24 protein-coding genes are annotated in these 23,674 nt (G+C 32.4%); 15 read left to right on the top strand and 9 right to left on the bottom strand.

Going from position 1 to position 23,674, the window contains the following annotated elements; translation table 11 throughout:
- Positions 1 to 31 precede the first annotated feature (31 nt).
- Positions 32 to 652, top strand: a complete 621-nt coding sequence (locus tag AC5ZCW_RS01045) for an L-threonylcarbamoyladenylate synthase (RefSeq protein ID WP_281632539.1) — start codon at positions 32 to 34, stop codon at positions 650 to 652.
- A gap of 187 nt (positions 653 to 839) precedes the next feature.
- Here the strand turns inward: AC5ZCW_RS01045 and AC5ZCW_RS01040 are convergent, their stop codons facing one another.
- From AC5ZCW_RS01040 to AC5ZCW_RS01030, 3 genes are read right to left on the bottom strand one after another with little or no spacing between them, the layout of a single operon-like run.
- Entirely contained in the window at positions 840 to 1,673 is an 834-nt protein-coding gene (locus tag AC5ZCW_RS01040; protein ID WP_281632540.1) for an OmpA/MotB family protein, read from the bottom strand.
- A gap of 32 nt (positions 1,674 to 1,705) precedes the next feature.
- Positions 1,706 to 2,725 (bottom strand): glycosyltransferase, encoded by a 1,020-nt coding sequence (locus tag AC5ZCW_RS01035; protein WP_496117321.1) that lies wholly within the window; start codon positions 2,723 to 2,725, stop codon positions 1,706 to 1,708.
- Positions 2,726 to 2,747: 22 nt separating this feature from the next.
- On the bottom strand, positions 2,748 to 3,200 hold the full coding sequence (locus tag AC5ZCW_RS01030) for a type I restriction enzyme HsdR N-terminal domain-containing protein (protein ID WP_496117319.1): 453 nt from the start codon (positions 3,198 to 3,200) through the stop codon (positions 2,748 to 2,750).
- Positions 3,201 to 3,268: 68 nt separating this feature from the next.
- Between AC5ZCW_RS01030 and holA the strand changes: the two genes are divergently transcribed.
- Genes holA through ettA form a run of 3 tightly spaced genes read left to right on the top strand, consistent with a single transcriptional unit; the run spans position 3,269 to position 6,254 of the window.
- On the top strand, positions 3,269 to 4,273 hold the full coding sequence (holA, locus tag AC5ZCW_RS01025; RefSeq protein WP_281632543.1) for a DNA polymerase III subunit delta: 1,005 nt from the start codon (positions 3,269 to 3,271) through the stop codon (positions 4,271 to 4,273).
- 60 nt (positions 4,274 to 4,333) lie between these two features.
- A complete protein-coding gene (locus tag AC5ZCW_RS01020) occupies positions 4,334 to 4,516 on the top strand; it encodes a CAL67264 family membrane protein (protein ID WP_035643908.1) in 183 nt (60 codons plus the stop codon).
- 46 nt (positions 4,517 to 4,562) lie between these two features.
- A complete protein-coding gene (gene ettA / locus AC5ZCW_RS01015) occupies positions 4,563 to 6,254 on the top strand; it encodes an energy-dependent translational throttle protein EttA (RefSeq protein WP_281632544.1) in 1,692 nt (563 codons plus the stop codon).
- Between the two features lie 274 nt (positions 6,255 to 6,528).
- Here the strand turns inward: ettA and AC5ZCW_RS01010 are convergent, their stop codons facing one another.
- Positions 6,529 to 6,942: a thiol-disulfide oxidoreductase DCC family protein gene (locus AC5ZCW_RS01010; RefSeq protein WP_496117316.1), complete on the bottom strand. Its 414-nt coding sequence runs from the start codon at positions 6,940 to 6,942 to the stop codon at positions 6,529 to 6,531.
- Positions 6,943 to 7,228: 286 nt separating this feature from the next.
- Positions 7,229 to 9,394 carry an endonuclease MutS2 gene (locus tag AC5ZCW_RS01005; protein ID WP_496117314.1) on the bottom strand — a complete coding sequence of 722 codons (2,166 nt, stop codon included), beginning with the start codon at positions 9,392 to 9,394 and terminating at the stop codon, positions 7,229 to 7,231.
- Positions 9,395 to 9,507: 113 nt separating this feature from the next.
- Between AC5ZCW_RS01005 and AC5ZCW_RS01000 the strand changes: the two genes are divergently transcribed.
- Positions 9,508 to 10,176 carry a uracil-DNA glycosylase gene (locus tag AC5ZCW_RS01000; protein WP_496117312.1) on the top strand — a complete coding sequence of 223 codons (669 nt, stop codon included), beginning with the start codon at positions 9,508 to 9,510 and terminating at the stop codon, positions 10,174 to 10,176.
- A 141-nt stretch (positions 10,177 to 10,317) separates the two neighbouring features.
- Here AC5ZCW_RS01000 and AC5ZCW_RS00995 read toward each other — a convergent pair whose 3' ends face one another.
- The 4 genes from AC5ZCW_RS00995 to porX form a co-directional block, all read right to left on the bottom strand.
- Entirely contained in the window at positions 10,318 to 10,692 is a 375-nt protein-coding gene (locus AC5ZCW_RS00995) for a DUF4258 domain-containing protein (protein WP_343544159.1), read from the bottom strand.
- Positions 10,693 to 10,727: 35 nt separating this feature from the next.
- On the bottom strand, positions 10,728 to 11,927 hold the full coding sequence (locus tag AC5ZCW_RS00990; protein ID WP_306155242.1) for an alanine dehydrogenase: 1,200 nt from the start codon (positions 11,925 to 11,927) through the stop codon (positions 10,728 to 10,730).
- 151 nt (positions 11,928 to 12,078) lie between these two features.
- A complete protein-coding gene (gene tsaE / locus AC5ZCW_RS00985) occupies positions 12,079 to 12,486 on the bottom strand; it encodes a tRNA (adenosine(37)-N6)-threonylcarbamoyltransferase complex ATPase subunit type 1 TsaE (RefSeq protein WP_496117309.1) in 408 nt (135 codons plus the stop codon).
- Between the two features lie 175 nt (positions 12,487 to 12,661).
- A complete protein-coding gene (gene porX / locus AC5ZCW_RS00980; RefSeq protein ID WP_496117307.1) occupies positions 12,662 to 14,215 on the bottom strand; it encodes a T9SS response regulator signal transducer PorX in 1,554 nt (517 codons plus the stop codon).
- 224 nt (positions 14,216 to 14,439) lie between these two features.
- On the opposite strand from porX, the gene AC5ZCW_RS00975 reads away from it, so the two are divergent.
- The 10 genes from AC5ZCW_RS00975 (at position 14,440) to AC5ZCW_RS00930 (ending at position 23,660) form a co-directional block, all read left to right on the top strand.
- Positions 14,440 to 15,669, top strand: coding sequence for an HD domain-containing protein (locus tag AC5ZCW_RS00975; RefSeq protein WP_281632552.1), 1,230 nt, complete (start codon positions 14,440 to 14,442; stop codon positions 15,667 to 15,669).
- Positions 15,670 to 15,708: 39 nt separating this feature from the next.
- A complete protein-coding gene (gene lpxD / locus AC5ZCW_RS00970) occupies positions 15,709 to 16,752 on the top strand; it encodes a UDP-3-O-(3-hydroxymyristoyl)glucosamine N-acyltransferase (RefSeq protein WP_496117305.1) in 1,044 nt (347 codons plus the stop codon).
- Positions 16,745 to 18,133, top strand: coding sequence for a bifunctional UDP-3-O-[3-hydroxymyristoyl] N-acetylglucosamine deacetylase/3-hydroxyacyl-ACP dehydratase (locus AC5ZCW_RS00965; protein ID WP_008464039.1), 1,389 nt, complete (start codon positions 16,745 to 16,747; stop codon positions 18,131 to 18,133). The genes lpxD and AC5ZCW_RS00965 overlap by 8 nt, the downstream gene beginning before the upstream one ends.
- A 74-nt stretch (positions 18,134 to 18,207) precedes the next feature.
- Positions 18,208 to 18,993 carry an acyl-ACP--UDP-N-acetylglucosamine O-acyltransferase gene (gene lpxA / locus AC5ZCW_RS00960; protein WP_091497682.1) on the top strand — a complete coding sequence of 262 codons (786 nt, stop codon included), beginning with the start codon at positions 18,208 to 18,210 and terminating at the stop codon, positions 18,991 to 18,993.
- A 92-nt stretch (positions 18,994 to 19,085) separates the two neighbouring features.
- A complete protein-coding gene (efp, locus tag AC5ZCW_RS00955) occupies positions 19,086 to 19,652 on the top strand; it encodes an elongation factor P (protein ID WP_095929274.1) in 567 nt (188 codons plus the stop codon).
- Between the two features lie 122 nt (positions 19,653 to 19,774).
- The gene (locus tag AC5ZCW_RS00950) at positions 19,775 to 20,704 is read left to right on the top strand and encodes a UDP-3-O-(3-hydroxymyristoyl)glucosamine N-acyltransferase (RefSeq protein ID WP_496117302.1); all 930 of its coding nucleotides are present in this window, start codon (positions 19,775 to 19,777) and stop codon (positions 20,702 to 20,704) included.
- A gap of 1 nt (position 20,705) precedes the next feature.
- Positions 20,706 to 21,068, top strand: coding sequence for a nuclear transport factor 2 family protein (locus AC5ZCW_RS00945; protein ID WP_281632555.1), 363 nt, complete (start codon positions 20,706 to 20,708; stop codon positions 21,066 to 21,068).
- Positions 21,069 to 21,154: 86 nt separating this feature from the next.
- Complete coding sequence (gene sucD, locus AC5ZCW_RS00940) at positions 21,155 to 22,027, top strand: succinate--CoA ligase subunit alpha (RefSeq protein ID WP_057118027.1); 873 nt, start codon at positions 21,155 to 21,157, stop codon at positions 22,025 to 22,027.
- A gap of 142 nt (positions 22,028 to 22,169) precedes the next feature.
- Positions 22,170 to 22,598, top strand: a complete 429-nt coding sequence (locus AC5ZCW_RS00935) for a hypothetical protein (RefSeq protein ID WP_343544154.1) — start codon at positions 22,170 to 22,172, stop codon at positions 22,596 to 22,598.
- Between the two features lie 456 nt (positions 22,599 to 23,054).
- Positions 23,055 to 23,660 (top strand): RNA polymerase sigma factor, encoded by a 606-nt coding sequence (locus tag AC5ZCW_RS00930; RefSeq protein WP_281632557.1) that lies wholly within the window; start codon positions 23,055 to 23,057, stop codon positions 23,658 to 23,660.
- Positions 23,661 to 23,674 lie beyond the last annotated feature (14 nt).

The following is a 23,674-nucleotide window of genomic DNA, read 5'->3' as shown; positions in this document are numbered from 1 at the left end:
TGAAACTTGAAACAAAATAAACTAAAAAATCATGGCAGAATTTATAAAAATATACCCAGATAAACCTAGTGAAGCTGCAATTGCAAAAGTTGTAAAAGTGCTTCAGAATGGAGGTTTGGTAATTTATCCGACAGATACTGTTTATGGTTTGGGTTGTGATATTACCAATTCTAGAGCTTTAGAAAAAATTGCTAAGATTAAGGGAGTAAAATTAGAGAAAGCAAATTTCTCCTTTATCTGCCACGATTTGAGTAATTTATCAGATTATGTGCGTCAGATAGATACATCAACGTTTAAGATATTAAAAAGGGCGCTACCTGGACCTTATACTTTCATTTTGCCAGGAAACAATAATTTGCCAAAAGAGTTTAAAAAGAAAACTACTGTTGGTATTCGTGTTCCTGATAATAATATTATTTTAGAGATTGTTCGTCAGTTAGGAAATCCTGTTGTTTCGACTTCGATACGCGATGAAGATGATGTAATAGAATATACTACAGATCCAGAATTAATTTTTGAAAAATGGCAGCATCTTGTTGATATGGTAATCGATGGCGGTTACGGAGATAATGTCGGATCAACAATTATAGATCTTTCTGAACATGAGCCAGTTATAGTCAGAGAAGGTAAAGGGGATATTGGTATTTTGTAAAAAAATACACTAAAAGTATAAAAGTATGAAAATTATGAGTAACTTTATTATGTTAAAATTTAGTTAGTTACTTAAAGATAATGCTATTCTTAATTATATTTAATTGGTTATTAAAAAAAAATTAAGGATACATAAAAGCAGGTCGATTGACCTGCTTTTTCTGTTTTTATAGTATGTTAAACAAGAATTATTTAGCTTGTTTTTTCATTTCTTTTTCAATCATATCATAGAATTGATCGATTTTTGGCATAACTACGATACGAGTTCTTCTGTTACGAGCTTTGTTCTCAGGAGAATCGTTAGCAACTAATGGTACGTAAGAGCTTCTACCAGCAGCAATTAATTTAGCTGGGTTAACACCAAGATCGTTTGTTAATACACGAACGATAGAAGTAGAACGTTTAACACTTAAATCCCAGTTGTCTAAGATAATTCCGTTGCTTTTGTAAGGAACGTCATCTGTGTGTCCTTCAACCATACACTCAAAATCAGGTTTATCGTTTACAACTTTAGCCACTTTAGCTAAAACAGATTTAGCTTTGTCACTTACGTCATAGCTACCACTTTTGAATAATAATTTATCAGCGATAGAGATAAATACAACTCCTTTTTCAACATTGATTTCGATGTCTGGATCGTTGATTCCAACAGCTCCTTTTAAGCTTGTAACTAATGCTAAAGTAACACTGTCTTTTTTAGTTAAAGCATCTTGAAGTCTAGAGATTTTCAAATCTTTTTCTTTTAAACTTTCAAGAGATTTTTCAAGGTTTTCAGCACCTTTAGTAGTTAAGATAGTTAAATCTTTAGAACTATTGATTAAATCTTGATTATGTTGTTTGTAGCTTTCTGCTGTAGCAGCTAATCCAGCTTTTTCTTCTAAGCACGTATTTAATTTTACAGTACATGAGTTTAACAAATCTTGAGTCTCTTTGTTTTTAGCTTCCAACTCGGCATATTTCTTTTTAGAAACACATGATGTTAGGGCCATTAATACTGATAGTGCGATAACTATTTTTCTCATAAATTTAATTTTAATTAGACTTGATTACAAATTTAGTTTTTAATATTTTGAATACTGTTAAAGATTTCTTTAAATAAGGTCAATTTCTTGATGTAATAAAGGAAAACGATGCTTTTTACCGAATAGTACTGCTGTATTTGAAAATCTTTTCGTTTTCTGAGATATTTTAAAGATAGGCAATAAAATGAAAAATGCGCCTTTAAAATAGCAATAGTGTGCTTAATTTTACCCTGTGTAAGAAAACGGATACCTGCAATACCATCCAAAACCATGCGAAAAAAGATTATCCAGAATAGTCCTCTTTTCGGTAGATTTTTAACCATCATCAATAATGAATTTCTAAAATTCAAATAGGTCTTCTTTGGATTTCCTTGTTGTAATGTTGCGCCTCCAACATGGTAAACTACAGATTGAGAATTATACTTTATAATATGTCCTTCATTTGAGGCTCTCCAGCATAAATCTATTTCTTCCTGATGTGCAAAGAAGCTTTCGTCAAAACCTCCTAATTCGTGATAAATATTTTTTCGTATAAAGAAACAAGCGCCCGAAGCCCAGAACAATTCGATGTTGTCGTCATATTGACCATTATCTTTTTCGATGGTTTCAAATATTCTTCCTCTACAGAAAGGAAATCCGTATTTGTCTATAAAACCACCTGCTGCTCCAGCATATTCAAAATATTCTTTCTTTTTAAAATCAAGAATTTTAGGCTGAATAATGGCAGTTTGTTTTTCTTTTTCGAAAGTATCAAGAATTGGTTTCAGCCAATTTTTGGTTACTTCTATATCTGAATTTACTAAAGCGTAAATTTCTGCATCAATATGTTGTAAGGCGTCATTATAGCCTTTTGCAAAACCATGATTGCCTGAATTTTTTACAATTTTTACGGTTGGAAAGCGTTCTGTAACAAATGCGACAGAATCATCCGTAGAATCATTGTCAGCAACATAAATTGCCGCTCCTTCTGAAAACTGAATAACAGATGGTAAAAACTGCTCAAGCAATTTTACTCCGTTCCAATTTAAAATGACAACTGCTATTTTATCCAAAAGTACTTAGTTATTTATTGTTTTAATGATTTTCTTTATAGTCAGGAAGGCTTCTTAAAAACTCATATTTTTCGTTTTCAAAATCCATTTGACAATAAAAATGGTTTAGTCCGTTTGTTACATTCAAAAACCGTGCCTGCATTGTCATATTATAACGAGCAATTTGATCAAAAGTTGCCTGTGAGATTTTAACCTCAGGTGCTTTGCACTCTACTAATATATGTATAGAACCATCAGGGTTAAAGACAACTACATCATAACGTTTTCGTAATCCGTTGACGGTCAAAACTTTTTCTACATTAATAAGCGATTTTGGATATTTTTTTTCATGCATCAAAAAATGAACAACGTGTTGACGAACCCATTCTTCTGGCGTAAGAATTATAAATTTTTTCCTGATTTCATCAAAAATAGACACTTTATTTTCGCTATTTTTGAATCGGAAAGTATAAGCAGGGAAATTAAGTTTAAGCATAAAGCAAAAATATAAAATAGTTTTTTGTTTCAAAGTAACTTGAAACTTTAAACTTGAAACAAGTATAAATGGACGAAGTAGTAAAAATTGTTAACGATATTAAAGCCGGAGATATTAAACCGATTTATTTTTTAATGGGTGAAGAACCTTATTATATAGATAAATTGTCTGAATACATTGAACAGAATGTATTAGCTGAAGAAGAGAAAGGTTTTAATCAGACAGTTTTATATGGAAGAGATGTTTCTGTAGATGATATTGTTTCAACGGCCAAGCGCTATCCTATGATGGCTGAACGTCAGGTTGTTATTGTGAAAGAAGCGCAAGATTTATCGAGAACAATTGATAAAATTGAATCTTATGTAGATAATCCGATGCAAACAACCGTTTTGGTTTTTTGCTATAAATATAAAACACTAGATAAACGTAAAAAAGTTACCAAATTATTAGCACAAAAAGGTGTTGTTTACGAAAGCAAAAAATTATACGAAAATCAAGTTGGTGATTGGATTAAACGAGTTTTGGCTGGGAAAAAATATACTATTGATCCAAAAGCAAATGCTATGCTAGTGGAATTTTTGGGTACCGATTTAAGTAAAATTAATAACGAACTTGAAAAACTGCAGATTATTTTACCGCAAGGAACCATGATTACAGCAGATCATATTGAAGAAAATATCGGTTTTAGCAAGGATTATAACGTATTTGAACTTCGAAAAGCAATAGGTGAGCGCAATCAATTGAAGGCGTATAAGATTGCAGAAAATTTTGCCCACAATCCTAAAGAATATCCTTTGGTAATGACGACTGGTTTGGTTTTCGGCTTTTTTGTTCAGCTTTTAAAATACCACGGATTAAAAGATAAAAATCCAAAAAATGTCGCATCTGCACTTGGGGTAAATCCATATTTCTTGAAAGAGTACGATTTGGCAGTAAAAAATTATCCGATGAGAAAGGTGAGTCAGATTGTTGGGGCTTTACGAGATATTGATGTTAAGAGTAAAGGTGTGGGAGCGAATGCTTTGCCTCAGTCAGATTTGTTAAAAGAAATGCTGTATAAAATTTTTAATTAAGCCGTTAAAATTCACGATATTTGCCTTTTTTAAATCTTGCATTAAAATATTTATAAAACTATGGGAATGAATAAAAATACCATTTTAGGATGGGCTACTTTAATAATGGTGCTTATGGGGTTGTTGCTTATAGGTCTTGGAATCTTTAGGTACAGTGATGTTTCAGGCTGGGGATTTGCTGCTGTTGGAGTTGGTTTTTTTGCAAATGCTTGGGTGTTCAATGCTTTGAAAGGAAGAGTTTAGAATTTTGAAATTCAGAAAAATAAATAATTATAATAAAAAATAAAAAATGTCAGACGATAAGAAAGTAATTTTCTCAATGCAGAAATTGAGTAAAACCTATCAAGGAGCAGACAAACCAGTTCTTAAGAATATTTATTTGAGTTTCTTTTACGGAGCTAAAATTGGTATTTTGGGACTTAATGGTTCTGGAAAATCTTCACTTTTGAAAATTATTGCAGGAGTTGATAAAAATTATCAGGGAGATGTAGTATTTCAGCCAGGCTATACAGTTGGATACTTGGAGCAAGAGCCAATTCTTGATGATTCTAAAACAGTTATCGAAATTGTTCGTGAAGGAGCAGCTGAGACTATGGCAGTTTTAGAGGAGTACAATCAAATTAATGATTTATTCGGTCTTGAAGAGAACTACTCAGATCCAGATAAAATGGATAAATTGATGGATCGTCAGGCAGCTTTACAAGACAAAATTGATGCTCTTGGTGCTTGGGAAATAGATACCAAATTAGAAATTGCAATGGATGCTTTGCGTACACCAGAAGGTGATACGCCAATTAAAAACCTTTCAGGAGGTGAGCGCCGTCGTGTAGCTTTATGTCGTTTGTTATTGCAACAGCCTGATGTATTGTTACTTGATGAGCCTACCAACCACCTTGATGCTGAATCAGTTCTTTGGTTAGAGCAGCATCTAGCTCAATATGCTGGAACTGTAATTGCTGTAACACACGATAGATATTTCCTTGATAATGTTGCTGGTTGGATTCTTGAATTGGATAGAGGAGAAGGTATTCCATGGAAAGGAAATTATTCTTCTTGGTTAGATCAAAAATCAAATCGTTTAGCGCAGGAAGAAAAAGTGGCTTCTAAACGTAGAAAAACTTTAGAGCGTGAGTTAGAGTGGGTTCGTCAAGGAGCAAAAGGTCGTCAGACAAAACAAAAAGCACGTTTGCAGAACTACGACAAATTATTGAATGAAGATCAAAAACAACTAGACGAGAAATTAGAAATCTATATCCCGAATGGTCCTCGTTTAGGAACAAATGTTATTGAAGCTAAAAATGTTGCCAAAGCTTTTGGTGATAAATTATTGTATGATAATTTGAACTTTACTTTGCCACAAGCGGGAATTGTTGGGATTATTGGACCAAACGGTGCTGGTAAATCGACTATTTTCAAAATGATTATGGGTGAGCAAGCTACAGATAGTGGAGAATTTTCTGTTGGTGATACTGTGAAAATTGCTTATGTAGATCAGTCACACTCTAATATTGATCCGAATAAATCAATCTGGGAAAACTTTGCTGATGGTCAGGAATTGATTATGATGGGAGGAAAACAAGTTAACTCAAGAGCTTACTTATCACGTTTCAACTTTGGTGGTGGTGAGCAAAACAAAAAAGTGTCAATGCTTTCTGGTGGAGAACGTAACCGTTTACACTTAGCCATGACTTTGAAAGAAGAAGGAAATGTACTTTTACTGGATGAGCCAACAAACGACCTTGACGTAAATACACTTCGTGCACTTGAAGAAGGTTTGGAAAATTTTGCTGGTTGTGCCGTAATTATTTCTCACGACAGATGGTTCTTAGATAGAATTTGTACGCACATCTTAGCGTTTGAAGGAGATTCTGAAGTTTATTTCTTTGAAGGAAGTTTCTCTGATTACGAAGAAAACAAAAAGAAACGTCTTGGCGGTGATTTAACTCCGAAACGTTTGAAATACAGAAAATTAATTAGATAATTTTTCTAATAAATTTCAAATAAAAAATCCCAAATTCCAATTATTGTGAATTTGGGATTTTTCTATTTTGTATGTTTTTGCATTAAGTTTGTCATTTCGACGAAGGAGAAATCTTCGCAAGTAACTCCGCAACAAGAATCTAATCTTTGTCGAGTTTCTCACGAAGATTTATTTCATCCGTTCGCTATCGCTCGGGTCTCCTTCGTCGAAATGACAATATTGTGTTCACTGAAGTTTTGCTTTTTGGAATTTGGAATTTTTACATTGGAATTTTCTACAAAAACTTAGATTTCACTTCCGGAGTTGGAATCATGCAACTTTCTTTTTTGCCGTACCAATTGTATCTGTTTTTTGCAACATAATCATAAATCCTGTCACTCATAAAAATGGGTACAATTCTAAAAATAGGAGTTAGCTTCCACAAACCGCCAAAATTTTTAGCAATTTCGATTACTGCCGAAGATTTGTAAAAATATGCTGTTCCAGGATCATACAAAATAATACTATCCATTTTAGAAAAACTGATTCCTAAGTGTTTGCATATTGAAATTCCTTTTTCTGATTGCAATGCGACAAATCTAAAAATGTCCTTTTTATCATGTTTTATAATAAACTGTACAGCAGAACTGCAGAGATTGCAAACTCCGTCAAAAAGAACTATTTTTTTATTTTTTGGAAGACTTTCCATTTTATAATTTGTGTTTCAAGTTTTATGTTTCAATTTTTAATTGAAATCAATAAAACAGGAATTAATACGTTTTTTACTTGTATTTAAAATGTCTATTGATTTTTTGTTTTTAATAAATTTTATAAATTAAAAACAACGTCAGTAAATTGGTTTAAATCTATTTTTAAAAATTAAGAATCTTCTTTTGTGTAAAAATGAAAATCGTTTCTTAAATCGCTTTATTTTGGTTTTGAAATTTTTTTGCCATTTTTTAAGGGCTGAAAACCGCCACTGAGACCGAAAAAAATTATTTCTTAACTGCTTCTACCAATTCCAATTCATCCAAACTTACTTTCGAAGTAAAAATGCCATAATTTACTGTAGCTTTATTTTTTTCGATAGAATCGATACTTCCGACAGATCTTCCGTCAAGCATTCTTACTCTGTCTCCAACTTTTAAAATTGGTTTTGGTTTTTCTACAACTGGTTTAAGTTTTTTCTCTTTTTTCTCTTTTCGAATTTCTTCAACTTTTACTTGTACTTCAGCAATAATTTCTTTTTGTTTTTCAACTTTTGCCTTGACTTCTTTCGGAGTTGCTTTTTTTCGTTTCGAATTTTCAATTTCAACAATTTTCAAAAACTCACCAATTAGTTCTTTTTTGTTTTTGTTGTTGAAATACTTTTCGGCAATATCATCAATTTTTTGTCCAATGTAAATTATCTTTTGATTGCTATCATATAATTCCTGATAGCTTTCTAATTTCTGTTGAATTTTCGTATTGATGTTTTCCATCTTTTTACTTTCCTCACGAGCACGAGTTTCTTCTTCCTTTAAATTCAAAGAAGTTTTTTCCAACTTCGAACGCTCTTTCTGAAGTGTTGCAATGGTTTTGTCAAAACGAACTTTTCCAACTTCGATTTTCTTTTTTGCACGATTGATCAATCCAAACGGAATTCCATTTTTTTGAGCAACCTCAAAAGTAAATGAACTTCCTGCTTGTCCCAAAGCTAATTTATACATTGGTTCAAGAGATTTTTCGTCGAACATCATATTTGCATTTGTAGCATAAGGCAATTCGTTTGCTAAAATTTTCAAATTAGAATAATGTGTTGTGATAATTCCGAATGCTTCACGGTGATAAAATTCTTCTAAGAAAATTTCAGCCAATGCTCCTCCTAATTCAGGATCAGAACCTGTACCAAACTCGTCAATTAAAAACATGGTTTTTCTATTACATTTCTTTAAAAAGTAATTCATGTTTTTTAATCGATAACTATATGTACTTAGGTGATTTTCAATAGATTGATTGTCGCCAATGTCAGTTAAGATTCTATCAAACAAGAAAGTTTCACTTCTTTCGTGAACCGGAATCAAAATCCCCGATTGCAACATCAATTGTAATAATCCTACCGTTTTTAAGGAAATGGTTTTACCTCCAGCATTTGGCCCAGAAATTACAATAATTCTGTTTTCCTGTTTTAATTCGATGGTTTGCGGATGCGTAACTTCTTTTTTCTGTTTGTTGTTCAAATATAAAATCGGATGATATGCTTCTCTAAAGAATAATCTTCTTTCTTCTGTAATTGTTGGGAGAATTCCGTTAATTCGATTTGCGTATTTAGCTTTACCTGCAACAACATCAATATCACTTAAAAAGTCTTGATATTCAACTAATAAAGGAAGATAGGGACGAATTACATTCGATAGATTTTTTAAAATTCTTGTAATTTCTTCTTTCTCTTCATATTCTAAATTGGCTAATTCTCTAGAATATTTCAAAGTAGCTTCAGGTTCGATATAAGCAATACTTCCAGTTTTTGAACTTCCTAAAATTGAACCTTTTACTTTACGACGATACATTGCTAGAACTGCCAAAACTCTACGGTTTTGTACAAAACTTTCTTTGATGTCGTCCAAATAACCTAAGCTATTGTATTGAGTTAAAGCCGTACCGAAACTTTGATTCACTTTTCCGCGAACCAGGTTCATGTTTTGTCTAATTCCAGCTAGAGCAGGAGAGGCATTGTCTTTAATTTCTCCATATTTGTCTACAATGGCATCAATTGCGGTTATGATGTCTTTGGTCAATTCTACTCTTGAAGCTCTTGCATTTAAGTTTGGATAATAATCGTCAAACTTTTTAAGGAAATTCAATAAGACATTTGTAGTTGCAGAAAGATTAGCGATTTTTCTAAAACTTCCTACTTCAAGAAAACTGTCTTCGATTGCAAGAAATTTAATTTCATGCGTTATGGCGTCAAATCCGTGATTCGGAATGGCGTTATTGTTTTGAAAAGAAGATACATACTCTGATGTTTGCATCAGCGCTTGCATTAATTCTTCTTTATCTCTAAATGGTTTTATTTGTAAAGCCTTTTCTTTTCCAATATCGGTATTGCAACCATCAGAAATGGTTTCAAGCACCGCTGGAAATTGTAAATCTTGTAATGTTTTTTCTGTAATAGATACCATTATATAACGTAAGTTGTAAAGATTTCAAAGTTACAAAGTTTTAAAAACTAAATAGCACTAATAGTTGGGAGTTTGAATAAAACTTTGCTTTATTTGTAAATAAAATTTATAAAATGAAAATTAATTTAGCTCAAGACTGGCAGAGAGTTTTAAAGGACGAAACAGAAAAACCGTATTTTCAAGAATTGATGGCGGCGCTTGATGTTGAATATAAAACCCACACTTGTTATCCTCCTGCAGAATTAATTTTTTCAGCTTTTAACAATTGTGGTTTTGATGCTGTAAAGGTTGTTATTATTGGACAAGATCCTTACCATGGAGAAGGAGAAGCCAATGGATTAAGCTTTTCTGTAAATGATGATATTAAGATACCGCCTTCATTGCGAAATATTTTTAGAGAAATAAATAGTGATTTTGATTCCGTTTTTATGCCAACATCTGGTAATCTTCAAAAATGGGCTCAGCAAGGCGTTTTGCTTCTTAATGCTTCTTTGACCGTTCGTAAAGACAGTCCAAATAGTCATAAACACTTAAAATGGAATCTATTTACCGATGCTGTTATAAAAGCTATTTCTGATCAGAAGGAAAATGTTGTTTTTCTTTTATGGGGAAACTTTGCTCAGAAAAAAGGATCAAAAATCGACAGGTCAAAACATTATATTTTAGAATCAGGCCATCCATCGCCAATGAGTGCTAATCAAGGAAAATGGTTTGGAAATAAACATTTTAGTCAAACAAATTCATTTCTTAAATCTAAAGGATTGAAAGAAATTGAATGGTAGTTTTTTTAAAGTTGCTAAGATTCTGAGTTGCTAAGGGGCAAAGGGGAAAACTTTGTGTCTTTGTGGCTTTGCCGGAAATATTTGTTGCTAAAAAAAATCTTTTGAATCTGCAGAATCTGCGAGAAACAAAAGATTTAGTTTTTATTTTTTTACAATTTCCTCTAAAACGGCTTTGTTTTCGTAATTCACCACTTTTAGAATGATTTCTTGATTTTTTACTGTTTTTCCTTCAATAATATAGAGTTTCCCTTTTTTGAATGGAACATTACTTTGGTCAAAATCAACATCTCCGTAAGTTAATGTATTTTTGACGTCTGCTGTATCAACCCATTTTTCATTTAAAGTCTGAACAGCTTTTGGAGAATATTGAAAAGGTTTTGTTCTAAGATTGTTTAAAACTCTGGCATTTGGAAAATAATTGCATCGCGTGTCTTTTCCGATGAAAAATCCTGATACAATAAAACATCCCATTACGAGACCAATCAAATAATATGCAAAACGATAAGCGAACTTCATGAAATATTTTTTTGCAAAGGTACGTTAAAGTTCCTTTAGAAAACAAGTAAATTTATATCGTTATCTGGTAAATCGAACCAGTCGCCAATTGCTTTATTTGTTAAGATTCCGTGATATAGATATATTCCATTTTTAAGGCCTTTGTTGCATCGAATTGCACTTTCAATACCACCATCTTCGGCTATCTGATGTAAGTAAGGAGTTAAAATATTACTGATTGATAATGAAGCAGTTTTGGAATATCTTGAAGGAATATTTGGTACGCAATAGTGCAAAACATTGTTTTTTATGAATGTTGGTTTTTCATGAGTAGTAACTTCAGATGTTTCGAAACAACCACCTGTATCGATACTGACATCAACAATTACAGCACCTTTTTTCATGTGTTCTACCATTGTTTCGTTCACAACAATTGGGCAACGTTCTTTACCTCGCATTGCTCCAATCGCGACATCGCAACGTCTTAAAGCTTTTAGCAAGCCTTTTTGCTGTATAGTAGAAGTAAAAATTCTTTGATTTAAATTATTTTGTAAACGACGCAGTTTTGTAATTGAGTTATCAAAAACCTTGACGTTGGCACCTAATCCAATTGCAGTTTTTGCTGCAAATTCGCCTACAGTTCCAGCACCAAGAATTACAACTTCAGTAGGAGGGACGCCAGTAATATTTCCGAATAAAAGCCCTTTTCCAAATTCGTCTGTAATCATCAATTCGGCTGCAATAAGAATCGAAGCAGTTCCTGCAATTTCGCTCAGGGATTTTACTGCAGGATAAGATCCGTCTTCGTCTTTAATATATTCGAAAGCTAAGGCAGTGATTTTCTTTTTTGCTAAGGCTTCGAAGTATTCTTTCTTTTTGGTTTTAAGCTGAATAGCCGAAATGATAACCGTTTCGGGATTAATCATTTCAATTTCTGCTAAAGTTGGCGGTTCTACTTTTAATAGAAACGGACAGCCAAAAACTCTCTTAGTATCTTTTGTGATTTCTGCACCGGCATCGGCGTATTCCTTGTCTGTATAACTCGAACTTTCTCCAGCGCCAGATTCAATCATAACACGGTGACCTTCATAAGTTAAGGAATTGACGGCATCGGGCGTAAGACAGATACGACGTTCCTGATAACTTGTTTCTTTAGGAATTCCTATAAAAAGTTCTCTTTTAAAACGACCAACCTCAAGTTTTTCTTCCTGCGGTATTAATTGTTGTTTTGTAAATGGAGTTAACGTGATTGACATGGATTGCGCAAAAAATTAAGAGTACAAATTACGTAAAAAGTTTTAAAATTAGTGTAAAAATTCTGCTAATACTGTAAGTCGAAAGTTAAGAAACAATAATAACTGTCAATAAAGAACAGATTTTTCATTTTTAGATCTTCTATTAAAAGCTTTAAACTAATTCTAATTCTCTTTTTCCGTCAGAAAGTAATTCAATGTTTATAGTAGAGTGTTCTTCAGGAATTAAATTTGCAATTCTTTCAGACCATTCAATAAAACACCAATTTCCAGAATATAGATAATCATCAACTCCCATATCTAGTGCTTCGGTTTCTTGTTTTATTCTGTAAAAGTCAAAATGATAAACTTTTTTTCCGCTTGAAATTTCATATTCGTTTACTAAAGAAAAAGTAGGGCTGCTAGTTGCATCAGTAACTCCAAGGCTTTTGCACAGCTGTTTGATTAGGGTGGTTTTTCCAACTCCCATCTCTCCATTAAAAAGGATAATTTTATTAGGATTTGAAGCTATAATCTGCTCAGCAACTTCTTGAATTTGATCTAATGAAAAAACGATGTTCATTGTTATTTATTTTTTGCCACGAATTTCGAAAATTTTCGCGAATTATTTTTAATGCCACAGATTAAAAAGATTAAAAAGGATTTTTTAATCAGTGATAATCTTTTTAATCTATGGCAAAAAATATTTTTATTTAATTGTCTTCACCGCTGAAACTGAAAACTGAGACTGTAAACGTTTATTTCGGGTTAAATACTAGAAACGGAATAATCATTTCTTCTAAAGAAATTCCGCCGTGCTGATACGTGTTTTTGTAATAACTCACATAGTGATTGTAGTTATTTACATACGCTAAGAAAAAATCGTTTTTGGCAAAAATAAACGAACTGCTCATGTTTATAGCTGGCAAACCAATTGTTTTTGGCTCTTTTACGACATATACATCTTTCTGTTCGTATGTTAAACTACGTCCAGTTTTATAGCGTAAATTTAAACTGGTATTTTTGTCTCCCACAACCTTAGACGGATTTTTTACATTTATTGTCCCGTGGTCTGTTGTTAAAATCAATTTGAAGCCTAAAAGTTGTGCCTGCTGAATAATTTCTAATAATGGAGAATTTTTAAACCAGCTTAATGTTAGAGAACGATACGCTTTATCGTCTGAAGCCAATTCTTTTACGACTTCCATTTCAGTTTTAGCGTGAGAAAGCATATCAACAAAGTTGTAAACTACCGTTACCAAGTCGTTTCCTTTTAATGCTTTAAAGTTTTCTGCTAACTTTTTTCCGCCAGCATAATTGGTGATTTTAAAATAATCTTCCTTAATATTTAAACCTAATCTTTTTAATTGAGCAGATAGAAATTCTGCTTCATAAAGGTTTTTTCCGCCATCTTCGACGTCGTTTTTCCAATATTCGGGAAATTGTTTTTCCATTTCTAAAGGCATTAAGCCAGAGAAAATCGAATTTCTAGCATATTGTGTAGCAGTTGGAAGAATAGAGTAGTAAGGTACTTCTTTTTCTAGCTTATAATAATTTGATATTACACTTTCAAAAGATTTCCATTGGTCGTAACGAAGATTGTCAATTATAACAAAAAGAATTGGTTTGTCTTTCTTTTTGATTTCTGGAACGACTAATTCTTTGAATAAAGTATTAGACTGTATAGGTTTGTCAGCCTTTGGCGCAAACCAGTCTTCGTAATTTCTTTCTATAAATTTTCCGAATTGTGAATTTGCTTCTACTTTTTGGGATTCAAGAATTTCAATCATCGCTGTGTCGTTGATGTCTTCTAGTTTCAATTCCCAAAAAAGTAATTTTTTATACAATTCAATCCAGTCTTCGTAAGAATTAACCATGGCTAATTCCATCGAAATTTTTCTGAATTCTTTTTGATAATCTAAGGTTGTTTTTTCTGTAATCAATCTCGAATCATCTAGATTTTTCTTCAAACTCAACAGAATCTGATTCGGATTTACAGGTTTAATCAAGTAATCAGCGATTTTAGAACCAATGGCTTCTTCCATAATATATTCTTCCTCGCTTTTCGTAATCATAATCATCGGAATAGCTGATTTTTTTTCTTTCATTTCAGAAAGCGTTTCCAAACCACTCATTCCTGGCATGTTTTCATCCAAAAAAACAATATCAAAGTTATCTTCTTCAAATAGGGCAATTGCATCAAGGCCGTTATTGCAAGTTGTAACTTCGTAATTCTTTTTTTCTAGAAATAATATGTGAGGCTTTAAAAGATCGATTTCATCGTCGACCCAAAGTATTTTTATCTTATCCATAAATCAATTTAATTTTACTGCAATTTAAAGTTATAGAACTTAAAAAGTATTAAAAATAGTATAAAATTACCAAAGTTGGCGCACGATTTTGATTTGTATTTTAACATTTTTAAGTGTATTTTATTGATAATCATGATGATTCTGTTTATGATTTTTAAATAAAAAACACCAATCTCTTTATACTTATTTACTTATATTTGTTGACCTAAAAAAATAACTCAGTAGTGACTCAGATCAACAAACTTAAAATATTCAACGATCCTATATATGGTTTTATAACGATTCCGAACGAGTTGGTTTACGATTTAATTCAGCATCCATATTTTCAACGTCTTCGTCGTATTTCTCAAATGGGATTGTCTTATTTGGTGTATCCTGGAGCAAATCATACTCGTTTTCATCATGCCTTAGGATGTATGCATTTGATGAAGAAAGCAATTGATACGCTTCGTTTTAAAGATGTTGTTATTTCTGACGAAGAAGAAAATGCACTTCTAATTGCAATTTTGCTTCATGATATAGGACATGGGCCATTTTCGCATGCAATGGAAAAAAGTATTGTTGAAGATGTGCATCACGAAGCAATTTCATTACTGTTTATGAATCAGCTGAATGAAGAGTTTGATGGAAGATTAAGTTTGGCAATTCAGGTTTTTAAAGGAGAATATCATAGAAAATTCATGTTGCAATTGATTTCTAGTCAGTTGGATATGGATCGAATGGATTATTTGAAACGCGATAGTTTTTATACAGGTGTTGCGGAAGGAAACGTAAATTCTGAACGATTGATTCAGATGATGAACGTAGAAAATGATGTTTTGGTAATTGAAGAAAAAGGAATTTATTCTGTCGAGAAATTTCTGCTTTCTAGAAGATTAATGTACTGGCAAGCTTATTTGCATAAAACAAGTTTAGTAGCCGAGTTAATTTTAATGAAGGTGCTGAAGAGAGCAAAAGAACTGACTTTAAAAGGCATTAAATTGCCTTGCAGTGAACCTCTGATGTATTTCATGCAAAATAAAATTACGCTCGAAGATTTTGATGCTGAGAAATTAGATTTATTCTCTCAATTGGATGATTTTGATATTATAAGCGCTCTAAAGGCTTGGCAGAAACATAGTGATTTTATACTTTCTACTTTAAGTAAAATGATCATCAATAGAGATTTGCTGAAAATTAAGCTAAGTGCAGAAAAAATTCCGATGGAAGAATCACAATCTTTAAAAGAAGAGTTTGCAGAAGCGCACCAAATTTCGGCAGTAGACGCTGGCTATTTTATTTTTAGAGGTAAAATAAAAAATCAGGCATATAGTAAGGAAGCAGAACCTATTCGTATTTTGAAAAAAGATAAAACAATTGAAGATGTTGTTGAAGCTTCTGACCAGCTGAATTTGAAATCGTTATCTAAATTGGTCACAAAATATTATATCTGTTTTCCAAAACAACTTATATAAAATTAACATTTAAAATCTATTTTTTATATTTTTGTCGCGATGAAATTTACAGCAGAACAAATAGCAGGAATTTTAGAAGGAGAAGTTGTTGGGAATCCCAATGCAGAAGTTTCTAAGCTTTCTAAAATCGAAGAAGGAGAGGAAGGATCTCTTACTTTTTTGGCTAACCCAAAGTATATCAATTATATATATACTACAAAAGCGACAGTAACAATTGTTAATGATAGCTTTATTCCGGAACAGGAAATTAATACTACACTTATAAAGGTAGAAGATGCTTACGCAGCGTTTTCTAAGCTTTTGCATTTCTATAATCAGGTAAAATTAAATAAAAACGGTATCGAGCCTCAGTCTTTTATTTCTGAAGGAACAAAGTACGGTGAGAATTTATATTTGGGTAGTTTTAGCTATATCGGACAAAATGTAGTTTTGGGTAATAATGTAAAAATTTATCCAAATAGTTTTATTGGCGATAATGTTGTTATTGGCGATAATGTGTTCATATTTGCTGGTGCAAAAATCTATTCTGAAACTGTAATTGGTAATAATTGTACTGTTCATTCTGGAGTTATTATAGGTGCAGATGGTTTTGGTTTTGCTCCAAATGAAAATGGAGAGTACAGTAAAGTTCCACAAATTGGAAACGTTATTATTGAAGATAATGTAGATATTGGTGCCAATACTACAATTGACAGAGCAACTCTTGGTTCTACAATTATTAGAAAAGGAGTTAAATTAGACAATCAGATTCAGATTGCCCATAATGTAGAAATAGGAAAAAACACTGTAATAGCTGCGCAAAGCGGTGTTGCAGGTTCTACAAAAATTGGCGAAAACTGTATGATTGGTGGACAAGTTGGTATTGCAGGTCACTTAATAATAGGGAATAATGTTAGGCTTCAAGCCCAATCGGGTGTCGCTAGAAACATTAAAGATGATGAAGTTTTGCAAGGAACTCCATCTCTAGGATATACAGATTTTAATAAATCGTATGTTCATTTTAAAAATCTGCCTAAGATTGTGGCTGAAGTTGAAGAATTAAAGAAACAAATAATAAACCCAAAAAATGGAAATAATGGTTAAACAGAAGACCATCAAAAATGAAATTTCGCTAACAGGAGTTGGTTTACACACTGGAAAAGAAGTTACAATGACTTTTAAACCTGCACCCGTTAATAATGGTTTCACTTTTGTAAGAGTAGATTTGCAAGGTCAACCAGTCATTGAGGCTGATGCTAATTATGTTGTTAATACTCAAAGAGGTACAAATCTTGAGAAACTTGGTGTAAAAATTCAGACACCAGAGCACGTTTTAGCTGCAGTAGTTGGATGCGATTTGGATAATATTATTATTGAATTGAATGCCTCAGAACTTCCAATTATGGACGGTTCATCAAAATATTTTGTTGAAGCTATTGAAAAAGCTGGTATCGAAGAGCAAGACGCACAACGTAATGTTTACGTAGTAAAAGAAGTAATCTCTTTTACAGACGAAGCAACAGGAAGCGAAATTCTTGTAATGCCTAGCGATGAATATCAGGTTACAACAATGGTAGATTTTGGTACAAAAGTTTTAGGTACTCAAAATGCTACCCTTAAAAGTTTAGCAGATTTTAAATCTGAAATTGCAAGTTCTAGAACTTTTAGTTTCTTACACGAATTAGAGTCTTTATTAGAGCACGGACTTATTAAAGGTGGAGATTTAAACAATGCAATCGTTTATGTAGACAAAGAAATTTCTGAATCTACTATGGAAAATCTAAAGAAAGCATTTGGTAAAGAAGAGATTTCTGTAAAACCAAATGGTGTTTTAGACAACTTGACTTTGCATTATCCAAACGAAGCAGCAAGACACAAATTGCTTGATGTAATTGGAGATTTATCTTTAATTGGAGTTCGTATTCAAGGAAAAATTATTGCTAACAAACCAGGGCATTTTGTAAATACTCAATTTGCAAAGAAATTAGCAAAAATTATTAAAATAGAGCAGAGAAATCATGTTCCTACTTATGATTTACATCAAGAGCCATTGATGGATATTCATAAAATCATGTCTATGCTTCCTCACAGACCTCCGTTCTTGTTGATTGACAGAATTATTGAAATGTCTGATCGTCATGTAGTAGGATTGAAAAATGTTACTATGAATGAGAATTTCTTTGTAGGTCACTTTCCAGAAGCTCCAGTTATGCCAGGCGTATTAATTGTTGAAGCAATGGCACAAACAGGAGGTATTTTGGTTTTAAGTACAGTTCCAGATCCTGAAAATTATTTGACATATTTCATGAAAATTGACAATGTTAAATTTAAACACAAAGTGTTGCCAGGTGATACTTTAATCTTTAAATGTGAGTTAATTTCTCCAATCAGAAGAGGGATTTGCCATATGCAGGCTAATGCTTATGCAAATGGTAAATTAGTAACTGAAGCAGAATTAATGGCACAAATAGCAAGAAAACAATAATAAATTATCAAATTTATTGTTTAGGTTTGTTGCTTCAAATTAGAATATTTTAATTAAAAATATAAAACATACAGATGAATCAACCATTAGCATATGTTCATCCAGGCGCGAAAATCGCTAAAAACGTTGTAATAGAGCCATTTACAACAATTCACAATAATGTTGTTATTGGTGATGGTACTTGGATTGGTTCAAACGTGACCATTATGGAAGGAGCTCGAATTGGTAAAAATTGCAATATTTTTCCAGGAGCTGTAATTTCTGCGGTGCCACAAGACTTAAAATTCGGAGGTGAAGATTCTCTTGCTATTATCGGTGATAATTGTACAATTAGAGAATGTGTTACTATAAATAGAGGGACAATTGCTTCAGGTCAGACTGTTATTGGTAATAATTGTTTAGTAATGGCATATGCGCACATTGCACACGATTGTGAGATTGGAAACAATGCAATTATTGTGAATGGTGTTGCTTTAGCTGGACACGTAGTTGTTGGAAATCATGCGGTTATTGGCGGTTTGGCAGCAATTCACCAATTTATTCATATTGGAGATCATGCTATGATTTCTGGAGGTTCTTTGGTTAGAAAAGACGTTCCGCCATTTACAAAAGCAGCAAAAGAGCCTTTGTCTTATGTAGGAATTAATTCTGTTGGTTTAAGAAGAAGAGGATTTACTACTGAAAAAATTAGAGAAATCCAGGAAATTTATAGAATTTTATACCAAAAGAATTACAATACAACTCAAGCCTTAAGTATTATTGAGGCTGAAATGGAAGCGACTCCTGAAAGAGATGAAATTCTAGATTTTATTAGAAATTCTTCTCGAGGAATTATGAAAGGTTACTCAGGAAATTATTAAAAATTGAGTTTAATTGTTTATTTGTTTAATCATTTAATCGAAGAAACAGTTAAACGGTTAAACGATTAAACAAAAAAATAAAACAAATACAAATGGCATCTACATCAGATATTAGAAACGGATTGTGCATTAAATTTAATCACGATATCTATAAAATCATTGAATTTCTTCACGTAAAACCTGGAAAAGGTCCGGCTTTCGTAAGAACAAAATTGAAAAGTTTAACTTCTGGTAAAGTATTAGATAATACTTTTTCAGCAGGTCACAAAATTGACGTTATTCGTGTTGAAACGCATACATTTCAATATTTATATCCAGAAGGTGATGAGTTTCACTTTATGAATGCTGAAACGTTTGAGCAAATTTCTTTAAACAAAAACATTTTGGATGCTCCAGATTTGTTAAAAGAAGGAACAAACGTAATGGTGCAAATCAATACAGAAACAGATTTGCCATTATCAGTAGATATGCCAGCATCTGTAATTCTTGAAGTTACTTATGCCGAGCCAGGTGTAAAGGGAAATACAGCAACAAACGCTACTAAAAATGCTACAGTAGAGACAGGAGCAAACATAAATGTTCCTTTGTTTATCAACGAAGGTGATAAAATTAAAATCGATACAGCTTCAGGTTCTTACATGGAGCGTGTAAAAGAGTAGTTTTTTTAATTAAGATAAATTTGACAATGAGTCAATTAGATGCTAAGTGAGTCGACATAATTTTGTATATTCACATTCTAATTGACTCATTTTCTAATTGACAGATTTTCTAATTATACTATATGAAATTTCCAAAGAGTCATTCTTTACAAGAAATTGCCAATTTGCTTGATTGCAAATTTATTGGAGACAAAGACTTTCAAGTTTTAGGCATGAACGAGATACATGTTGTGGAGCCTGGAGATATTGTTTTTGTTGACCACCCGAAATATTATGATAAAGCTTTACAATCGGCTGCTACAATTGTTTTGATAAATAAAGAAGTAGAATGTCCAGAAGGAAAAGCTCTTTTAATCTCTGATGACCCGTTTAGAGATTTTAATATTCTTACAAAACATTTTAAACCGTTTCAATTTGCTAATGTTGCTATAGCACCATCTGCAGAAATTGGTGAGGGCACTGTGATTCAGCCAAATACTTTTGTAGGCAATCATGTGAAAATTGGGAAAAATTGCCTAATTCATTCGAATGTTTCTATTTATGACCACACTATAATTGGTGATAACGTAATTATTCATGCGGGAACTATTTTAGGAGCTGATGCTTTTTATTATAAAAAACGTCCTGAAGGTTTTGATCAATTGATTTCTGGGGGAAGAGTGGTTATTGAAGATAATGTAGGTATTGGTGCACTTTGTACAATTGATAAAGGTGTTACTGGAGATACTACAATTGGTGAGGGAACAAAACTGGACAATCAAGTGCACGTGGGGCATGATACCGTAATCGGTAAAAAATGTTTAATTGCTTCGCAGACGGGTATTGCTGGTTGCGTAATTATTGAAGATGAAGTTACAATGTGGGGACAGGTAGGAACTACAAGCGGTATTACAATTGGTTCAAAAGCAGTTGTAATGGGGCAGACTGGTGTAACTAAATCTGTTGAAGGTGGAAAATCATATTTTGGTACTCCGATTGAAGAATCCAGAGAAAAATTGAAACAACTTGCCAATATCAAGAAGATTCCTGAAATTTTAAGTAAATTGAAGTAATATGTCTATTAAAGAATTTGTTCAGAAATTTTATAAGTCAGATGCATTAATTGATAGCGAAATTTTAAAAACATATCTGCATCCTGATGTTACGCTTGAATGGAACAGCAGTAAAGGTTTTATTCAGATGGATTATGATTCGATGATTGAAATGGCCAATGAGCTTAGCCGTGCCTATGTGCGCTCTAAAGTTAGAATTAGCCATATTATTAGCGAAGATGATTTAGTATCAGTGCGTTACTCTCATTTTGTAAAAACAATCGAGAATCCAAGAGAAGAAATGCTTTTAGCACATTTTGCTACCATTTGGCAGATAAAAGATGATAAACTTTATAGAGGTTATCAAATGAGTCAATTTTCTTAATATTTTTTTGACAATAAAAGAGGCAAAATACATTACAAAACCTTATTTTTGCAACACAAATTTAAAAACTACATAAAATATATATCATGAGTGTTTTAGTTAATAAAGATTCCAAAATAATTGTTCAGGGATTTACAGGAAGCGAAGGTACTTTCCATGCTTCTCAAATGATTGAGTACGGTACTAATGTTGTTGGAGGTGTTACTCCAGGAAAAGGTGGTACTAGCCATTTAGATCGTCCAGTTTTTAACACAGTAAAAGATGCTGTTGACCAAGCTGGTGCTGATACTTCTATCATTTTTGTTCCGCCAGCTTTTGCTGCTGATGCAATTATGGAAGCTGCTGATGCTGGAATTAAAGTAATTATTGCTATTACAGAAGGAATTCCTGTAGCAGATATGATTAAAGCAAATAATTATGTTAAAGAAAGAAATTCAAGATTAATTGGTCCAAACTGCCCAGGTGTAATTACTCCAGGAGAAGCTAAAGTTGGTATTATGCCAGGTTTCGTTTTCAAAAAAGGTACAGTTGGTATCGTTTCTAAATCAGGAACTTTAACTTATGAAGCTGCTGACCAAGTTGTAAAACAAGGTTTAGGAATCACTACAGCTATCGGAATTGGTGGAGATCCAATTATTGGTACTACAACTAAAGAAGCTGTTGAATTATTAATGAATGATCCAGAGACTGAAGCTATCATCATGATTGGTGAAATTGGAGGTCAGCTTGAAGCAGATGCTGCAAGATGGGTAAAAGCTGATGGTAACCGTAAACCAGTTATTGGATTTATCGCTGGAGAAACTGCTCCTGCTGGTAGAACAATGGGCCACGCAGGTGCAATTGTTGGTGGTTCTGACGATACAGCTGCTGCTAAAAAACAAATCATGAGAGACAACGGAATTCACGTTGTTGATTCGCCAGCTGAAATTGGTAAAAAAGTAAAAGAAGTATTAGGGTAATTGCTAATATTCAAAATAACAAATTCCAAAAAAAAAGTCTCAATATCCTGTTGAGACTTTTTTACATTTTAAAGGCTGAGGCGTAAATGAAAAAAACTTAGCATCTTAGAACCTCAGTATCTTAGAAGCTTAAAAAGAAAATATGTACAAAGAATTAGAAAAATTTAAAGCAACAAACAGTTTTACTTTTACTGTAAATGATAGTTTAGAAGAAGCTTGCAATGCTCCAGAAGGAAGTGCTGGAATATTTGTGGTATACGCTGTTGAAGGTGATGCAAAAGAATTAATTATGGTTGGTTCTACAGGAACCGTTCAGAATGATGGAACTTTAAAAAGTAAAAACGGCGGACTTTACGACAAAATCGTAAACGGACATCAGTTTGCTAAAACAGGAAGAAAATATTCTTGGCCAGCTCAAATGAAATTAGAAAATATTGAAGGATTAGAAGTAGTTTGGTACGAAACTTTTACTGAAGATGTAAAAGCAATTCCGACGGCTGTTGAAGGGCAAGTTTTACAAAATTTCTTAGATGAAAATGGAAGATTGCCAAGATGGAATGTAGCTTTCTAAGTAATAAAAAAAAAAAATGAAATAAAAGCCTTACTGGAACAGTAAGGCTTTTTTATTTTCAATAATATTTTTTGAAATGCTACCCTTAAATTCAATTATGTTAATAAAAGTTTAAAGTATGGTAAATTTTAAGTTTAGTTAAAAAAACAAGATAAATACTGATGAATTTGAAAAAAGAAGAGAATTTTAGAGAAATATTGGGTTTTAATCATTTGCTTTTCTATATTTATCGCACAAAAACAAAAAATATTGTTAAAATTTAATTCTTTTTAAATGTGAATTGAAGGTGGTGAGTGTAAAATACTTGTTTATGTTTTGTTAAATTTAAGTTTTTTGCCTCAATTTAAATTCTGAAAAAGATTAGAATTTTAAAGATCTATTTAACCCAATGTAATTAATAGTCATTTAAGATTTTACTTGAAATGATTTGATATTTACGCCTTAAAGTATTTTTATATGAGCCAAATTTTGAAAAATAAAATTTTAGATGATTTTATTCTATGGAATAATGTAAAAAACGGTAATGAGAAATCATTTTCTTTACTTTTTGAAAAATACTATAAAGACTTAATCAGTTATGGTAATTCACTTTGTCCGTATGCGGAAAAGGTGCAAGATTGTATTCAGGATGTTTTTGCTGATATTTGGCTTTATCGTGATTCTCTACAGGATAATGTTATAGTTAAGGCGTATTTACTTTCTAGCGTTAGAAAGAGGATTGCGCGTTTGCACGAAAGAGATCATGTGTTTAGAAAAACGACAACTACAGATGTTTTGGAATTTCTTTTTGATTTTTCTATAGAAAATGATTTGGTTGAAGATGAAGTCACAGCCGAACGTGTTCTTCTTTTAAATAAATTATTAAATGATCTTCCTGGTCGTCAGAAAGAGGCTTTGTATCTGCGCTACCACCAAGGATTGAGTGTAGATCAAATAGCAGATTTACTAGATGTTAATTATCAATCAGCTAGTAATCTTCTTCATCGCGGTTTGCTGAGTCTTCGCAAGGAATGGAAAGGCAGTATTCCGCTTTTAGTCCTTATATCTTCAGGGGTTTTTTAAATATTTAAGAAAAA

The sequence above is a fragment of the Flavobacterium sp. PLA-DH12 genome (assembly GCF_059511845.1).
Note: the sequence above shows the minus strand (reverse complement) of the source record. Positions and strands in the feature narration are given on the sequence as shown.

Bases quoted from the DNA above. Each gene is read 5' to 3' on its own strand.
- holA (WP_281632543.1), top strand. From the start codon at position 3,269: ATGGACGAAGTAGTAAAAATTGTTAACGATATTAAAGCCGGAGATATT.
- AC5ZCW_RS00935 (WP_343544154.1), top strand. From the start codon at position 22,170: ATGTACAAAGAATTAGAAAAATTTAAAGCAACAAACAGTTTTACTTTT.
- AC5ZCW_RS01030 (WP_496117319.1), bottom strand. From the start codon at position 3,200: ATGCTTAAACTTAATTTCCCTGCTTATACTTTCCGATTCAAAAATAGC.
- AC5ZCW_RS00990 (WP_306155242.1), bottom strand. From the start codon at position 11,927: ATGTCAATCACGTTAACTCCATTTACAAAACAACAATTAATACCGCAG.
- efp (WP_095929274.1), top strand. From the start codon at position 19,086: ATGGCATCTACATCAGATATTAGAAACGGATTGTGCATTAAATTTAAT.
- AC5ZCW_RS00930 (WP_281632557.1), top strand. From the start codon at position 23,055: ATGAGCCAAATTTTGAAAAATAAAATTTTAGATGATTTTATTCTATGG.
- AC5ZCW_RS00945 (WP_281632555.1), top strand. From the start codon at position 20,706: ATGTCTATTAAAGAATTTGTTCAGAAATTTTATAAGTCAGATGCATTA.
- AC5ZCW_RS01010 (WP_496117316.1), bottom strand. From the start codon at position 6,942: ATGGAAAGTCTTCCAAAAAATAAAAAAATAGTTCTTTTTGACGGAGTT.
- sucD (WP_057118027.1), top strand. From the start codon at position 21,155: ATGAGTGTTTTAGTTAATAAAGATTCCAAAATAATTGTTCAGGGATTT.
- porX (WP_496117307.1), bottom strand. From the start codon at position 14,215: ATGGATAAGATAAAAATACTTTGGGTCGACGATGAAATCGATCTTTTA.
- AC5ZCW_RS01005 (WP_496117314.1), bottom strand. From the start codon at position 9,394: ATGGTATCTATTACAGAAAAAACATTACAAGATTTACAATTTCCAGCG.
- AC5ZCW_RS00995 (WP_343544159.1), bottom strand. From the start codon at position 10,692: ATGAAGTTCGCTTATCGTTTTGCATATTATTTGATTGGTCTCGTAATG.
- tsaE (WP_496117309.1), bottom strand. From the start codon at position 12,486: ATGAACATCGTTTTTTCATTAGATCAAATTCAAGAAGTTGCTGAGCAG.
- AC5ZCW_RS00965 (WP_008464039.1), top strand. From the start codon at position 16,745: ATGGTTAAACAGAAGACCATCAAAAATGAAATTTCGCTAACAGGAGTT.
- AC5ZCW_RS01040 (WP_281632540.1), bottom strand. From the start codon at position 1,673: ATGAGAAAAATAGTTATCGCACTATCAGTATTAATGGCCCTAACATCA.
- ettA (WP_281632544.1), top strand. From the start codon at position 4,563: ATGTCAGACGATAAGAAAGTAATTTTCTCAATGCAGAAATTGAGTAAA.
- lpxA (WP_091497682.1), top strand. From the start codon at position 18,208: ATGAATCAACCATTAGCATATGTTCATCCAGGCGCGAAAATCGCTAAA.
- AC5ZCW_RS01020 (WP_035643908.1), top strand. From the start codon at position 4,334: ATGGGAATGAATAAAAATACCATTTTAGGATGGGCTACTTTAATAATG.
- lpxD (WP_496117305.1), top strand. From the start codon at position 15,709: ATGAAATTTACAGCAGAACAAATAGCAGGAATTTTAGAAGGAGAAGTT.
- AC5ZCW_RS01045 (WP_281632539.1), top strand. From the start codon at position 32: ATGGCAGAATTTATAAAAATATACCCAGATAAACCTAGTGAAGCTGCA.
- AC5ZCW_RS00950 (WP_496117302.1), top strand. From the start codon at position 19,775: ATGAAATTTCCAAAGAGTCATTCTTTACAAGAAATTGCCAATTTGCTT.
- AC5ZCW_RS01000 (WP_496117312.1), top strand. From the start codon at position 9,508: ATGAAAATTAATTTAGCTCAAGACTGGCAGAGAGTTTTAAAGGACGAA.